Annotated in this window: 12 protein-coding genes; 4 read left to right on the forward strand and 8 right to left on the reverse strand. The window is 59.9% G+C overall.

The features are described 5' to 3' along the window. Positions 1 to 7: 7 nt before the first annotated feature. On the forward strand, positions 8 to 736 hold the full coding sequence (locus tag INF35_RS10645; RefSeq protein ID WP_193502295.1) for a hypothetical protein: 729 nt from the start codon (positions 8 to 10) through the stop codon (positions 734 to 736). Between the two features lie 195 nt (positions 737 to 931). Here INF35_RS10645 and INF35_RS10650 read toward each other — a convergent pair whose 3' ends face one another. The 3 genes from INF35_RS10650 to INF35_RS10660 are packed head-to-tail and all read right to left on the reverse strand — an operon-like array spanning position 932 to position 2,223. Beyond that, entirely contained in the window at positions 932 to 1,273 is a 342-nt protein-coding gene (locus INF35_RS10650) for an ASCH domain-containing protein (RefSeq protein WP_193502297.1), read from the reverse strand. After that, the gene (locus INF35_RS10655; protein WP_193503021.1) at positions 1,206 to 1,475 is read right to left on the reverse strand and encodes a hypothetical protein; all 270 of its coding nucleotides are present in this window, start codon (positions 1,473 to 1,475) and stop codon (positions 1,206 to 1,208) included. Before INF35_RS10655 ends, INF35_RS10650 begins: the two co-directional genes overlap by 68 nt. Positions 1,476 to 1,479: 4 nt before the next feature. Continuing rightward, on the reverse strand, positions 1,480 to 2,223 hold the full coding sequence (locus tag INF35_RS10660; RefSeq protein WP_193502299.1) for a glycerophosphodiester phosphodiesterase: 744 nt from the start codon (positions 2,221 to 2,223) through the stop codon (positions 1,480 to 1,482). Between the two features lie 431 nt (positions 2,224 to 2,654). On the opposite strand from INF35_RS10660, the gene INF35_RS10665 reads away from it, so the two are divergent. The 3 genes from INF35_RS10665 (at position 2,655) to INF35_RS10675 (ending at position 7,608) form a co-directional block, all read left to right on the forward strand. Then, positions 2,655 to 5,912, forward strand: a complete 3,258-nt coding sequence (locus tag INF35_RS10665; protein WP_193502301.1) for an ADP-ribosylglycohydrolase family protein — start codon at positions 2,655 to 2,657, stop codon at positions 5,910 to 5,912. A gap of 246 nt (positions 5,913 to 6,158) precedes the next feature. Continuing rightward, positions 6,159 to 6,494: a PadR family transcriptional regulator gene (locus INF35_RS10670; RefSeq protein WP_193502303.1), complete on the forward strand. Its 336-nt coding sequence runs from the start codon at positions 6,159 to 6,161 to the stop codon at positions 6,492 to 6,494. After that, a complete protein-coding gene (locus tag INF35_RS10675; RefSeq protein ID WP_193502305.1) occupies positions 6,469 to 7,608 on the forward strand; it encodes a DUF4097 family beta strand repeat-containing protein in 1,140 nt (379 codons plus the stop codon). The genes INF35_RS10670 and INF35_RS10675 overlap by 26 nt, the downstream gene beginning before the upstream one ends. A gap of 553 nt (positions 7,609 to 8,161) precedes the next feature. Here INF35_RS10675 and INF35_RS10680 read toward each other — a convergent pair. From INF35_RS10680 to INF35_RS10700, 5 genes are all read right to left on the reverse strand, one after another. Next, the gene (locus INF35_RS10680; RefSeq protein ID WP_193502307.1) at positions 8,162 to 8,770 is read right to left on the reverse strand and encodes an ABC transporter ATP-binding protein; all 609 of its coding nucleotides are present in this window, start codon (positions 8,768 to 8,770) and stop codon (positions 8,162 to 8,164) included. A 2-nt stretch (positions 8,771 to 8,772) separates the two neighbouring features. Further along, the gene (locus tag INF35_RS10685) at positions 8,773 to 9,708 is read right to left on the reverse strand and encodes an ABC transporter ATP-binding protein (protein ID WP_193502309.1); all 936 of its coding nucleotides are present in this window, start codon (positions 9,706 to 9,708) and stop codon (positions 8,773 to 8,775) included. A gap of 10 nt (positions 9,709 to 9,718) precedes the next feature. Beyond that, on the reverse strand, positions 9,719 to 10,543 hold the full coding sequence (locus INF35_RS10690) for an ABC transporter permease (protein WP_193502311.1): 825 nt from the start codon (positions 10,541 to 10,543) through the stop codon (positions 9,719 to 9,721). Next, positions 10,540 to 11,538 carry an ABC transporter permease gene (locus tag INF35_RS10695; protein ID WP_456237422.1) on the reverse strand — a complete coding sequence of 333 codons (999 nt, stop codon included), beginning with the start codon at positions 11,536 to 11,538 and terminating at the stop codon, positions 10,540 to 10,542. The genes INF35_RS10690 and INF35_RS10695 overlap by 4 nt, the downstream gene beginning before the upstream one ends. 153 nt (positions 11,539 to 11,691) lie before the next feature. Next, positions 11,692 to 13,311: an ABC transporter substrate-binding protein gene (locus INF35_RS10700; protein ID WP_193502313.1), complete on the reverse strand. Its 1,620-nt coding sequence runs from the start codon at positions 13,309 to 13,311 to the stop codon at positions 11,692 to 11,694. Between the last annotated feature and the right edge of the window lie 21 nt (positions 13,312 to 13,332).

Raw genomic sequence — 13,332 nt, forward strand, 5'->3', positions numbered from 1 at the left:
TGGAAAGATGGATACCACTCTGGATCGAATCGGACTGTATGATTTATTCGGCACCTTTTTATCCGGTGCCATCATAAGTCAGCTTTTCTGCTATCTGACTACTATTTTTTTATCTTCCGAGGCAAGCAGAGCAATTTTTCAGACGGAGCTTTCTTCGTTATCCCTCAATGCCCTGAGCGCAGTAACTTTCAGTTTTCTGGTTGGCCTTGTTTTAGAGAGCTGTGCCTCCTTAATGGATAAAAAGTTTTTTCGTTTCAGAGACAAGGCCATGGACCTGATCGACTCTGCCCCGGATAAAGTGCTTAGTGTGGATATTTCCAGTGCAAATCTGGACGCCATGAAACAATCCATTCTCGGCAATACATTTCCTCAATCGGATCCTGAGGCCAAGCGAAAAGGAGAATACATTTACCAGCAATGCAAGATTTATCTGGAGGCAAATAAATTAAACGCCAGGGAACAAAGTATCAACGCCATTTATGTTCTTACCCGAAATGTAATGGTGGGATTTGGTTTTTGCATGGTGCTTTATCTTGCCATTCAATTTTTAAATTACCGCTTCACAGCATCTCTGCATCCGGCCCCGGCCTTTTCCCTGGCAGTGATCGTGCTTTTCGGTTTTTGCATTGCAGTTCTTTGGAACCGCTGTACCTCGTATTCCAGATATCGGGTAAGGGTCATTCTTCGAGAATACTATCATCATAAATTTGCGGCGGAAGCCTCCTCTTCTCACTGAGTTTCTCTTTTTCGCACAGAACACAGGCAGCGGATACCGCTCCACATTTTCCACAGCTTTCATCTGAAAATCCCCGCGCATCCTTCCAACGGTATGCGCGGGGATTTGATGTTTCTGCCCTTTTCTTGCCGGAGGTTCTTTTAACAAGGTCGGAACACCGCCGGATTTTCCTCCGGTGCATGGTCCCGCAGCGGTTCAATCCATCAGTGCCATTTCAATCCCCACCGCGCCATATTTTTGCTGTTCCTCCCGGGAATAGTAACTATCCATATCTTTTGGGTCCGGCTTATCCCCGGGCTTGTACCCACAGGATAGCAGCGGCAGTGCCTGATAGAGCTCTGCAAAACTGGCGAAACGGTGCACCGCAATCACCTGTACCCGGATTTTCTGCAGCCCGTCCCCCAGATTCAAAAACTCGATCTGATCTCCCGCCTGAATTTTCTGCCGCTTCGGATCATTGAGCCGAAGTTCAATGGTCTTTTCCCCTGCCTTTATTTTCCGGAACGGCTCCGGTTGGAGATTCATACAGTGCAGCATGTATTTTCCATCTTTCCTTCCTGTTTTGCACCTTGAGAAAAGTCACAGCCGGAAAGCACCGGCAGCACACCAAAACCAAAGCTCTGCAAAAACCGTAAAGCACAAGAACCGCAGCAAGGCGGCGGATGCTGCTTTGCGGATAGAGTTTTGCAGCTTTGTTTTTTATGGAACCGCACAAAAAGCCTGACTCCGTCTTTTCCATACCATTATTTCATTTCATCTGCCAGTCGGTCCCGCACCGCCAGCGCCAGCCGGGGATCATTGGTTATCACATCTGCGCCTTCCTTCATCAGCCAGTGCAGATCCTCCTCGCCATTGACGGTCCAGACGCGCACGGCCAGACCGCTGTCCAGATAAACCTGAAGCAGATTGCCCATTTTTACATTATACAGCCCCGGATGCAGTCCCTTTACATTGTGGGCCGCAGCATACTTTTCCACGTCACAGGGAATGTCTCCAAACAGATAGGCGGTCTCCGCTTTGGGGGCCAGGCGCTGTACCTCTGCAATACTGTAGTGATTGAAAGAAGAATAAACCGTCCGGTTTTTCATCCCCAATTTTTCCACCAGGTCCAGCGTCTTTTTTTCTATTCCTTCATACCACAGAATGCCGGTTTTAAGCTCGATATTCACCAGCATACCGCTTGGCTTGACCAGTTCCAGCACCTCCTGCAGTGTGGGAATACGGACATCACCATAGCCGGACATACCATTGTCGGCACAAAGTTTTTTCAGCTCAGCCAGGGTGTGATCTTTTACCAGACCGGTTCCATTGGTGGTGCGATCCAGTTCTTCATCGTGAATGACCACCAGTTCCCCGTCCCGGCTCAGATGGACATCCAGTTCAATGCCGTCCGCTCCCTGTTCCATGGCTGCCTGAAATGCGGGCAGTGTATTTTCCGGCGCATAGGCGCTGGCTCCGCGATGCGCGTAGATCTTTACCTGCTTCATACATCAATCCTGTCCTTTCCTGGTTTCCTGTCCGGGATGCCCGGCGGGCGGTTTCTCCTCCGGGCTCCGAGAGTCCCTCAGAACTGCCGTTATCCCTGCTTGCCTCCTTACCATATCACATTTGTGCCGCAAAATCCACGCTGATTTCCACAATCCGTTTTCCCCCGTTCAAAGTGTTCTTCCGGATTTTGGGGCACGCTTTTCCAGACCTTTTCTATTTCAGGCGCCCGGAATTTCTGTATTATAAATCCGCCCGATTTGCCCCGCAAATAACATCAATTCCTTAAAAATTCAGCAATTCCCGGAAATATCCGTTTTTTGTTGATGGAGAACCGGTTATGCCGTATAATAAATTTACATCTTCATTTCTCGTTTGCGAGTCGGCGGATTCTTCCCCACCGCCTATCCCAACGCTAAAAAAGGAGGCCCCCATGAGTACCTCTACTGTCTCATCGGACAATCTCTCAAAGTATCAGGAACTGTATGAAAAAGTCTATCCCGGCTGTGCCATGTTTGTCCGGGATGTCAACCTCTCCCCCCAACTGACGGAAAAGTATACCGCCGGGAGCATCCTCCGGGAGAAAGCCTTCACCGATGCCAGCATCCGGTTTATGGGCATGGTCACCACCCACCGGTATGTGATTCTGTCCAACCACATGGCGAATCTTTCCGCTTTCGAGCACGGCACCAACTGGGGGCTCCACGTTGCCAGCAAAGACTCGCATTTCAAGGTGCTGGGTGTGCACAGCTGCGGCGGCAAAACCGGTATCTTTCTGCTGCATCTTCCCAACGACGAAAGCTGGAAGGCCTGGCAGACCGTGGTCTTTGACCTGGATGAAAAACTGTACCGCATGGCCACGGAACGGTTTGACGCCAAATGCAGCGCTCCTCCTGTGCCGGAGCTGACCACGCCGCAATGGCTGGACCGCTGTTCTTTTCCTGTGGGAATGGACAATGCAGGGAATTTCTGGCCTCTGGAAGATGCCGCGGTTCCGCCCTCCCCTGCCTGTGCTCCCTATGGTCCCTACCATTCCCTGCAGGAGCGTTACCGCGGCTGTCTGCTGGGCGGTGCCGTGGGCGACGCTCTGGGATATCCGGTGGAATTCATCAAAGAGAAAGCCATCTGGGACAAGTATGGGCCCTGCGGCATCCAGACGCTGGAGCAGGCCGGCACCCCCGCCCTCATCTCGGACGATACCCAGATGACGCTGTTTGCTGCCAATGCCATTCTGTACAGCCGCGGGCAAAAGCTGGCTCTCCGCCCGGCGCTTTGGCTGGCGTACCGGGAATGGCTGGGCACCCAGGGAGACACCAGCCGCATGGATTCCCCTTCCGGGCCCAAAATGTGGATTTTCCGAGACCCGCGTCTCCATGCCTGCCGCGCTCCCGGCAATACCTGTCTGGACGCCATCCGTCACAGCCCTGACGGCGGAACTCCGGACTCGCCTGTGAACAACAGCAAAGGCTGCGGTACCGTTATGCGTGCCGCTCCTCTTGGGTTGGCGATCTCCTCCAGCGACAAGGGCGGTCTGAAAACGGTATATGACATGGCGGTTGCCGATGCCGCTCTCACCCACGGCCATCGCCTGGCATGGGCCAGTTCCGGCGCCCTGGCTCAGATCATTTACGAGATCGTGCAGCACCGTCCCCAGCGGGACTATCTTCTGCAGGAGGCCGTAGCAGTCGTCTTCTGTCCCGGCTCGGATGACCTGAAAGCACTGCTGGACAAGGCGGTCCAGCTGGCGGAGGATTCCTCGGTGGATGATCTGGACGCCATCCATATGCTGGGCGAGGGCTGGGTGGCCGAGGAAGCTCTGGCCATTGCGGTGTTCTGTGCAGTGCGGCATCAGAACGACTTTGCCGCCGCCATCCGCGCCGCCGTCAACCACAAAGGTGACAGCGATTCCACCGGCGCCATCTGCGGCAACATTCTGGGCGCCTGGCTGGGCGAAGATGCCGTGGCACAGGCCTTTGACCTGGATCACCTGGAACTGCGGGATGTCATTGAGAAAATGGCCGACCGCCTGTTTACTGCCGTCAACGGGCCCTTCCTGCGGCGGCACGGTGTCCCCTTCCTGGACTGCCCGGAGGGCGGCACCGAGCAGGACCATGAGCTGTGGCAGCAGATGCAGCCCGTGCTTTTGGAGAAAAACCTTCCGGGCCCCATGGCAGCCGGAGAATTCGTGTCGGCTTTCCTTGCCCTGTTTGAACAGCAGACCGGGCATTCTCTCTCCCGGGCGGACATTCCTGTGTCCGGGACTTCCGGCCCGACCAGTCCCACCTGTTATTCCGGCGTCTGGTGGGCAGACCATCTGCTGCCCTCCCTCTGCCGCTGGATTGCCGAGGCGGACAAACTGCCCTGCGACGTTTCTCTCCCGCTGGACGGCTTTGTATGGAAGCTTCCTGCCGCCTTTGCCCAGGCCCTCAGGCAAATTCCGGGCTCCGAGGAGGAAACCGTGGCGCCGCCTGCCCCGAAGCCAACGCCGGCCGATCCGGTGGTTCCTGCTTCGGCCGAGTATGACCCTGCGGCAGCTGCACCTGACGGGGCAAAGCCAGCCCCTGTGGAGGAGGCAGCTTCTGCTGATGCCGCGATGGAAACCAATGATACCGAATTTTCCGTGACGGAGGATCATTCCACGGAAGAAGTCGTCTCCTCCCTGCCGGAGGAAACCAACGGGGTAACCGGGTCGGAGGAAGCGTCCGTATCAGACGCCCGTCCGACGGGCATTCCCGAGGAGGCTCCCTTGCCGGAGACTGTCCCCACGGCAGAGCCGGCCGCACAGGAGAATTCTTTGCCGGCTCCACAGAAAGACGCTGTTTCCTCCGCAGCCTCTGCCCCGGAGGCGAAGTCTGTTCAGGAAGTGCCGTTGCCTTCCGCCTTGCAGGAGGTCCCCGAGAATGCCGCGGCTCCGCAAGTGCCGCAGACTCCCCCCATGGTGCCTCTGCGTCCGGTGGGGCTGATGTACACGCCGCTGACCAAAAAAGCCCTGGCCATCTGCTTTGACGCCCACAAAAATCAGTGCGACAAGGGCGGCCTGCCCTATGTATTCCATCCTTTCCATCTGGCGGAACAGATGGAGACCGAGCTGGAAGTCTGCACCGCCCTGCTCCACGACGTGGTGGAGGATTCCCACTATACCTTTGAGGATCTGCGGCGGGAAGGCTTTCCCCAGCCGGTTCTGGAAGCCCTGCGCCTGATGACCCGGGACCCCTACATGCACTATCTGGATTACGTGGTCCAGCTGCGGCGAAATCCCATCGCCCGCCGGGTCAAGCTGGCCGACCTGCGCCATAACAGTGATCTGAACCGTCTGGTCGCCGTGGGCCCCAAGGACAAGCGCCGCCTGCTCCGATACCGCATGGCTCTGGCCATTTTGGCCGCTGACGACTACGATGCCGGGCGCCGCTGTTTCTGCAAGCGGCTGCCGCTCTCGGTGGAGCAGCCCGTCTTCCTCACGGTGTACTACGACGCCGCCGGGAAGGTACTGTATTACTGCGTCTCGGAGGATGCTGCCGCCCCCTCCTGCTGCTGGTTTGATGCAGAAACCGGGGAAAAGCTGCGCATCACCCTGCATCCCCACCGCACCCTGCCCGACAGTCTGGCCGACCTCACGCCCCTGTCCTGTCAGAATCTGGACGGCCTGCTCCGGCATTACGGCGTTGACCCCACCAGAGATCCGGCAGAGTGATCCTGTCGGGACAGGCCTTTCTGTAATCTCCTGCATACAATGATCCCCCGCCAAAGTCCTGTACAGGCTTTTGGCGGGGGATCTTTTTCAGAGAAAAATGCCGGGCTCCCCGGCGATGGTTTCCGGGCGTAATCGCAGCCCCGGGTGACAACTGTGGATTTTATCCTCTGTTTTTTGCGGAATACTGTTGACAAGCAATATTATTCATTTTATAATATGGTAAAACAAACAATCGAGGTGATCCGTTTGGGGTTTCAAATCGGCGGCGCCATCCTGGATTTTGTGGTGCTGAGCATCCTGAACAGCAAGGATGCCTACGGCTACCAGCTCACCCAGGAGGTGCGCAGCATTCTGGATGTATCCGAAACGGCGCTGTATCCGGCACTGCGGCGGCTGCAGAAAAACGGTCTGCTGGACACCTATGACGTGCCTTATCAGGGCCGCAACCGCCGGTATTACCGCCTGACCGACAGCGGCAGGCAGGCCCTTGCCGACTACACCATCCAGTGGAAAGCATTCCGTCAAAGCATGGATCGTTTGCTGAAGGAGGAAAACCATGATGACTGCCCAACAGTATTTTGAGGAGTTGTCCGCCGGGCTGGACCGGCTGGATGCCGCCGCCCGTGAGGACATTATCGCCTACTATCGGGAGTACGCCCAGGAGGCCGGGCTCTCCAGCTATGAGCAGCTGAGCGAGCACTTCGGCACGCCCCGCGCCCTGTGCGACAGTCTCTGCGCTGAGCTTTCGGGCACTGCCCCCCTGCCCCCGTCCCCGGCCGTGCCGGAGCAAAAAATCCCTGCGGCAGTCCGGAGCATTCTTGTCATGCTGTCGGGCCAAAAGCGGGATGCAGGTACCGACCCGCAGACCAGCGAGTGTGAGATTGCCCTGGATGCCTTTTCGGGCATTGATCTGTCGGTCTTCATACCCGACGTGGTCTTGCAGGAAGGTGACTCCTTTTCGGTGCACTATCGTCTGCCCGAGTGCGAGCGTCTGGAGTGTGCGGAGGTCGTGGACGGGCTGTTCCGCTTCCGGACTGCCAAGACCAGAACATTTCTGTTTTCCTCCAGTGGCGGAGAGGTCATCATCACGGTTCCAAAAGGGACCCGGCTGCAGCAGGCGGAGTTCCGCATGGTTTCGGGGCTTCTCCGGCTGTCCGGAATTTTCTGCGGCAAGACCGTTGTTTCCACCGTTTCGGGGGACATCAACCTCCGCGGCGGAACCCCCGGCCAGCTGAGCGCCCGCACCACTTCCGGTGATTTCTTCCTGCTGGATGTCTGCGCTTCCTCCCTCCACTTCGGCACCGTTTCGGGAGATGTCCGGATGGAAGGCTGCCACTCTCCCATCGCGGATCTGTCCTCCACCTCGGGTGACCTGCATCTGCATGGTATGGCCTGCGAATGCTGTTCCGTCCACACCATCTCAGGGGATGTAGAGATTGAGGGTTCCCTGGGAACACTGAAAGTATCCACCACCTCCGGGGACTGCACACTGTCCGGCACTTTGACCGGCCAGAGCAAAGTCACTACCGTCTCGGGAGAGATCGATGTGCACTTTCCCGGTGTGGGGGTGGACGCCTCCTCCCTGGACGGCATCACCCTGGACGGCTGCCGCTGCGGCAAAACCGCCTCCTGTCCCGGCAAGGTGCCCCTGATCCTGAACAGCACGTCGGGGCATATCACCGTCACCACCGGCTGATTTTTTCCCGCGCCCCGGCCACGTGACCGGACGGCGCATAACCTTCCCTTTTGTTCCCCGGATAAGGCCCACCTCCTTCAGGCAGGAAGCGGGCCTTGCTCGTATGCCTGTGCCGATGGGAAATATGTGGAATTTTCTCGGTCATAATTCGTTCAAATATTGTTTGAAGATTCTTCAAAAAGTTTCTATACCCTTTTCAAAATTGAGGCGTATTCTATATACAACAGCAAGAGACACCGGAGCGCCGGAGTCACCTGCGATTTCACTGCCTCCCGGCCATGCGAGGGCAAGTGCCCGGTCAGGAGCAGACAACCAACAAGGCCATATCGGCCATTTGAATAGATCAGCGCAACGCCACCCATCCGGTCTTTAGGGGCCGCGGGTGGCGCGCTGCATTTCTCCATACAAACAGCCGCGCCCCTGTCCGGACTGCCTTGCAAGGCGCCGGGCAAGGGGCGCGGCTGTTTTGTTTTGGGTTTTGCTTTGGGAATGAATGCTTGCTTTTGAGGGGATCGCCCGCCGGCAGGGATTGGGGGAATCCCGGGGCGACGTATCACACAGGCAGGGTCTCGATGCGGGTGCAGACTTGTTCCAGCAGGCTGTCGCTGTGGCTGACGATGAGCAGCCCCAGGTCGCGGCGTTCTGCCTCCCGGATGAGAAAGCTCCAGATCTGTGCCTGGGTCACCAGGTCCAGCATGGCGGAGATCTCATCACACAGCAAAAACCGGGTGGCCGGGTTGAGGGCCCGGGCCAGGCAGAAGCGCTGGAGCTCGCCGCCCGACAGTTCCGCCGGGAAGCGCTCCATCCAGCCGTCCTCGATGTGCAGTTCCTCCAGCAGGCGGCGGTCCACCGGGCCGCTCTCCGACAGAGTTACTCCCAGGCGAAGCAGCGGGTCCACCACCGTCTCGGGGTGCTGCCACATCATCTGTACCGGGCAGACGCCGCGCATGCCGCAGACCGGCTTGCCGTCCAGCAGCACCTGGCCGGACTGGGGACGCTCGTAGCCTGCCAGCAGCCGACAGAGTGTGGTCTTGCCCCGGCCGCTGGGTGCCTTGAGTCCCACCCGCTCCCCCGACTGGATGGTCAGGCTGATATTCTGCAATACCGGCGCGCCGTGACGGCCCCGGTAGGTAAAGGTCACATTGTTTGCTTGCAGGGTCATGGTCATTCCTCCCTCCGGGGATTCAGGCACCGCACCATGCCCCCCTGCCAGGAGCGCAGGGGCAGGTCGGCGGCCTCCCGGCACTGGGGTGTACTGCGGTCACACTGCCCCGCAAAGGGACAGCCCGCCGCCAGGGTGCCGGGATAGGGCTGGGCGCCTTCGATGGGCTGAAAGCCGTGCTCCGGCATGGCCCGCCACAGTGCCCGGGTAAAGGGATGGCGCAGGTTGGCAGGGTCGGCAAAATCCGCTGCCGAAGCCACCTCGATGGTCTGGCCGGCGTAAAACACCGCCACCTGATCGGCGATGGTCAGGGCCAGCTCCAAATCGTGGGTGATGAGCAGCACCCCGGCGCCGCCCTCGGCCAGCTCCCGGAAGTGCCCCAGAATCCGCGCTGCCGCTTTGGCATCCAGCCCGGGGGTGGGCTCGTCGGCAATGATGAGGCGGGGCTCATGGGTGACGGCCGTGGCAATGAGCACCCGCCGGGCCATGCCGCCGGACAGCTCAAAGGGATAAAGTTCCTCGGTCTCGGGGGCAAGGCCGTAGCGGGTCAGGGCTTTGCGGGCCCGCTGTGCGGCATCGGGGGCGGCATCCTCCCCCCGGACCTGGTCCCCCACCTTCATGAGCGGGTCCAGGTAGGTCACCCCCTGGGGCACCAGGACGATCTCTCTGCCCCGGAGCTTGGCCGCCCGCTTGTCGGTCAGCTCACTGCCGTCGTAGAGGATACGGCCCTCCATGTGGCTGTTGCGGGGCAGAATATGCAGGATGCCGTGGGCCAGCAGGCTTTTGCCGGAGCCGCTGGCGCCCACCACCGCCACCACCTGCCCCGGTGCGATCTGCAGAGACAGGTCTTTGATGACCGGCAGTTCCCGCCGTCGGGTTCCCTTGGCATACTGGGTGAAGTGGATGGACATATGTTCAATTTCCAGAATCGGCTGCATGGGTTCCTCCTCATTCCTGGGCGCTGGCCGGGTCAAGGAGCAGACGAATCCGCTCTCCCAGCAGCGCAAACAACAGCACCACAATGACCAGCGAGATGCCGGGGAACAGCGCCAGCCACCACTTGCCGGTGGTCAGGTAGCGCATGCTCTCGGACAGAATGACGCCGATGGCGGGCTGCTCCGACGACAGGCCGAAGCCCAGAAAGGTCACGCTGGCCTCGTGCAGGATGGCGTGGGGGAACAGCAGAATCAGCCCGGTGAGAAACTGGGGCATGAGATGGACCAGCATATGCCGCCGGACGATGTCCCAGCGGCGGATGCCCAGCTTCCGGGCTGCCAGAATGTAGGGTGCCTGACGCAGCTGCATGACCTCTCCCCGGATGACCCGGGCCAGGGAGGTCCAATGGCTGAGGGCCACGCCGGTGACCACCCCCAGAAATCCCTTGCCGCAGGCGATGGAGATGAGCATGACCAGCAGGATATGAGGAATGCCCATGACCAGATCGATGCAGAAGCAGACAACGCTGTCCGCCCAACGGCCCATAGTGGCCGAAATGATGCCCATGACCAAAGCGATGCAGGCGCTGACCGCTGCGGTGAGCAGGCCGATGCGGATGCTCAGGGAGAGGCCTGCCAGGGTGCGGGCCAGCATATCCCGGCCCATCCAGTCGGTGCCGAAGGGGTATTCCAGGCAGGGCATAAGGTTTTTCCGGGCGAAATCGCTTTCCATGGCCCGGCCGTTGAGCAGAATGCCCGCCACGGTGATGGCGGCCAGCACCGCCACGGCAAACAGCACAAGAAAGAGGGTGCTGCGTCTGCGGTTGGTGGTTGTCATTTGCTTGCAGCCCCCCTTCGGATTTTGGGATCGACGACGCCGTACAGCAGGTCCGCTGCCAGGTTGCCGCCGAACACAATGGCCGCTGTGATGACGGTGATGCCCAGCAGCAGAGGCATGTCGCTGCCCAGGCCCGCCGTGACCGCCGCCTGACCCAGGCCGGGATAGGTAAAGACCTGCTCCACCACCACCGAGCCGCCGATGATCTCACTGATGGAGGCAAACTGCAATGTGATGGCAGGCAAAGCCACATTGCGCAGGCCGTGGCGCAGCACGATGCGCAGCTCCGACTCGCCCCGGGCGCGGGCAAAGAGGGCGTAGTCGCTGTTGAGGACATCCACCATCTTTTCCCTTGTGTGCAGGGCAATGTTGGCCACGCCGGTGATGCTCAGCGTCAGGGCGGGCAGAATGGCATGCTGCAGACGGTCGGCCAGGGTGATGCTGGCGGCGTCGGCCCCGATGGGCACCGACAATCCGATGGGCAGCACCCCCAGCCAGACCGAGAAGATGAGCAGCAGCAGCAAAGCCAGCCAGAAGGTGGGGGTGCTGGAGATCAGCAGGCAGTAGCCGCGGATAAGACGGTCAGGCAGGCGGCCGCGGGTGGCCCCCGCCGTGACGCCCAGGGCAAGGCCCAGAATGCCCGAGATGATCCAGGCAAAGAGCAGCAGCCACAGGGACCCGGCCAGCCGCTGGCCGACCACCTCCAGTACCGGCTGGCGGTAGAGCAGCGAGGTGCCGAAGTCCCCGTGGAGCACGTCCCCCAGCCAGCCCAGATAGCGCTCCACCGGCGGGGTGCCCACCCCCCAGTAGGCTTCCAGCTTGGCCACCTGTTCCTGGCTCATGGAACCCAGGGCCACCTGGCCCACATTGGTCTGCAGCGGGTCCAGAGGGGAGGCCGTCATCAGTGCAAAGGTCAGAATGCTGACCCCCAGCATGAGAAATGCCATCCTGACCAGTTTTGCCGCTGCAAACCGGAGGCGATGTTTCAACAAAATCCCTTCCTTTCCGAAAAAGTCCGTTGCGCCTTGCCCGCGGCACAGCCGCACAAAGGACAGGCGGTCTGCGGTCCTCTGTGCGGCTGTGTCTTAACGGTAAAGCGGTCCCCTAATGGACCTGTATCTGATGCCCTGACGGCAGGGCGGGGATGGTTATGACCAGCTCCACTGATCCACGTTGTTCACAATGGACCAGCCGTGGCCGTGGGGATGGATCTTTTGCTCGGCGATCTGCAGGCCGTCCCGCACCCAGTAGAGGTGGCTGACGTTCACCAGCCACACCCAGGGAATGTCGCCATCCTGAGTGACGCCGGTGGTGCCGTCCCACTGGGCCTTCTGCCACAGGGTATAGGACTCTTCCAGGTCACTGCTGGCCAGAGCCTCGTCCATATACTGGTCAACGGTGTCGTTGGAGTAGGGCGAGTACTCGGCGGTGCCGGTGTCCTCGGGGGAATAGTAGATGTTATACAGCTCCATGGGGGTATGAGCGCCCCAGCCCCACACCAGCGGGGTGGAGAGGGCCCGGTCGTAGGCGGTGTCCCAGCCCACGCCCTCGATGGTACACTGGATGCCCAGCTCCGCCAGCTGGTTGGACAGGTCGGCGGCCAGTGCCTGACGGACCGAGTCGCCGTTGGAGTAGAGGATGTTCAGCTCGGCCTTGACGCCGTCCTTTTCCCGCACGCCGTCGCTGCCCATGACCCAGCCGGCATCGTCCAGAAGCTTGGCCGCGCCCTCGGGGTCATACTCTACTTCAGAAGCAGGGTTATACCAGGGCAGCTGGTCGCAGACGCTGTAGGCCGGGGTGCCGTAGCCGTTGAGGACGTTGTCGATCATCTCCTGACGGTCGATGCCGATATTGATGGCACGGCGCACCGCCACATCGGAGGTCACCGCATTGCCGGTGGCCACACCGTCGGCGTTCACCGAGGGCTCGGTGACAGGCAGGTTGATGCCCCGGTTATCCACCGTCTGGTAGGCGGCGAGGGTGTAGCCGGCGATGGTCTGGTCAGAGTAGGTGGCCGAGGTGTAGGCCACGTCCACCTGCCCTGCCTGAGCGGCCAGGAAGGCGGCGTCCTCCTCCATAAAGAGGATGGTGACCTGTTTCATCTTGGGCTGTTCGCCGTAGTAGTCGGGGTTGGCCTCCAGAATGATCTGCTGGCCCCGGTCCCACTGCTTGAGGATATACCGGCCCGAACCGATGGGGTTGGAGCCGTAGGTGGCGCTGTCGTAGGCGTGCTCGGGCACGATGCCGACGATGGCCATGGTGTAGGGCCAGATGGAGAAGGGCTTTGCCATGTGGAACACCACGGTGGTGTCGTCCACTGCCTCGGCGCTGTCCAGCATGGTGAAGTCGTTGACCGAGCTGGATGCCTTGACGGTGTTGTAGGTGAAGGCCACATCCTCGGCAGTCAGGGGTTCACCGTCGGTGAACTTCACATCATCCCGGATGGTGACCGTCCAGGTCATGCCGTCCTCGCTGGACTCGCAGGAGGTGGCCAGGTCATAGCCGATGGTCAGGTCGGGGTTGGTGACCGTGAGGGTGCTCTGGATCAGCGGCTCATGGACGTGCTCTCCCGCGCCCCAGCCGAAGGCCGGGTCAAAGCCCGCTTCCGGCTCGGAATTGGTGTCCATGGCAATGATGACCGAGTCCCTGTCTCCCGCCTGCTCGGCGGTGGCCGGGGTCTGGCCCGAGGTCTGCCCGCCGCAGCCTGCCAGCAGTCCCGCCGCCATGACGGCAGCCAGCATCAGTGAAGCGATCCGTTTTGTCTGCATCGTAAATCATCCCTTTCTGTA

Source organism: Gemmiger gallinarum (assembly GCF_014982805.1).
GTDB classification, from domain to species: domain Bacteria; phylum Bacillota; class Clostridia; order Oscillospirales; family Ruminococcaceae; genus Gemmiger; species Gemmiger gallinarum.

Coding starts and splice junctions, on each gene's coding strand:
- INF35_RS10685 (WP_193502309.1), bottom strand. CDS start 9,708: ATGCAGCCGATTCTGGAAATTGAACATATGTCCATCCACTTCACCCAG.
- INF35_RS10675 (WP_193502305.1), top strand. CDS start 6,469: ATGATGACTGCCCAACAGTATTTTGAGGAGTTGTCCGCCGGGCTGGAC.
- INF35_RS10660 (WP_193502299.1), bottom strand. CDS start 2,223: ATGAAGCAGGTAAAGATCTACGCGCATCGCGGAGCCAGCGCCTATGCG.
- INF35_RS10645 (WP_193502295.1), top strand. CDS start 8: ATGGATACCACTCTGGATCGAATCGGACTGTATGATTTATTCGGCACC.
- INF35_RS10665 (WP_193502301.1), top strand. CDS start 2,655: ATGAGTACCTCTACTGTCTCATCGGACAATCTCTCAAAGTATCAGGAA.
- INF35_RS10650 (WP_193502297.1), bottom strand. CDS start 1,273: ATGCTGCACTGTATGAATCTCCAACCGGAGCCGTTCCGGAAAATAAAG.
- INF35_RS10690 (WP_193502311.1), bottom strand. CDS start 10,543: ATGACAACCACCAACCGCAGACGCAGCACCCTCTTTCTTGTGCTGTTT.
- INF35_RS10655 (WP_193503021.1), bottom strand. CDS start 1,475: ATGGAAAAGACGGAGTCAGGCTTTTTGTGCGGTTCCATAAAAAACAAA.
- INF35_RS10700 (WP_193502313.1), bottom strand. CDS start 13,311: ATGCAGACAAAACGGATCGCTTCACTGATGCTGGCTGCCGTCATGGCG.
- INF35_RS10680 (WP_193502307.1), bottom strand. CDS start 8,770: ATGACCCTGCAAGCAAACAATGTGACCTTTACCTACCGGGGCCGTCAC.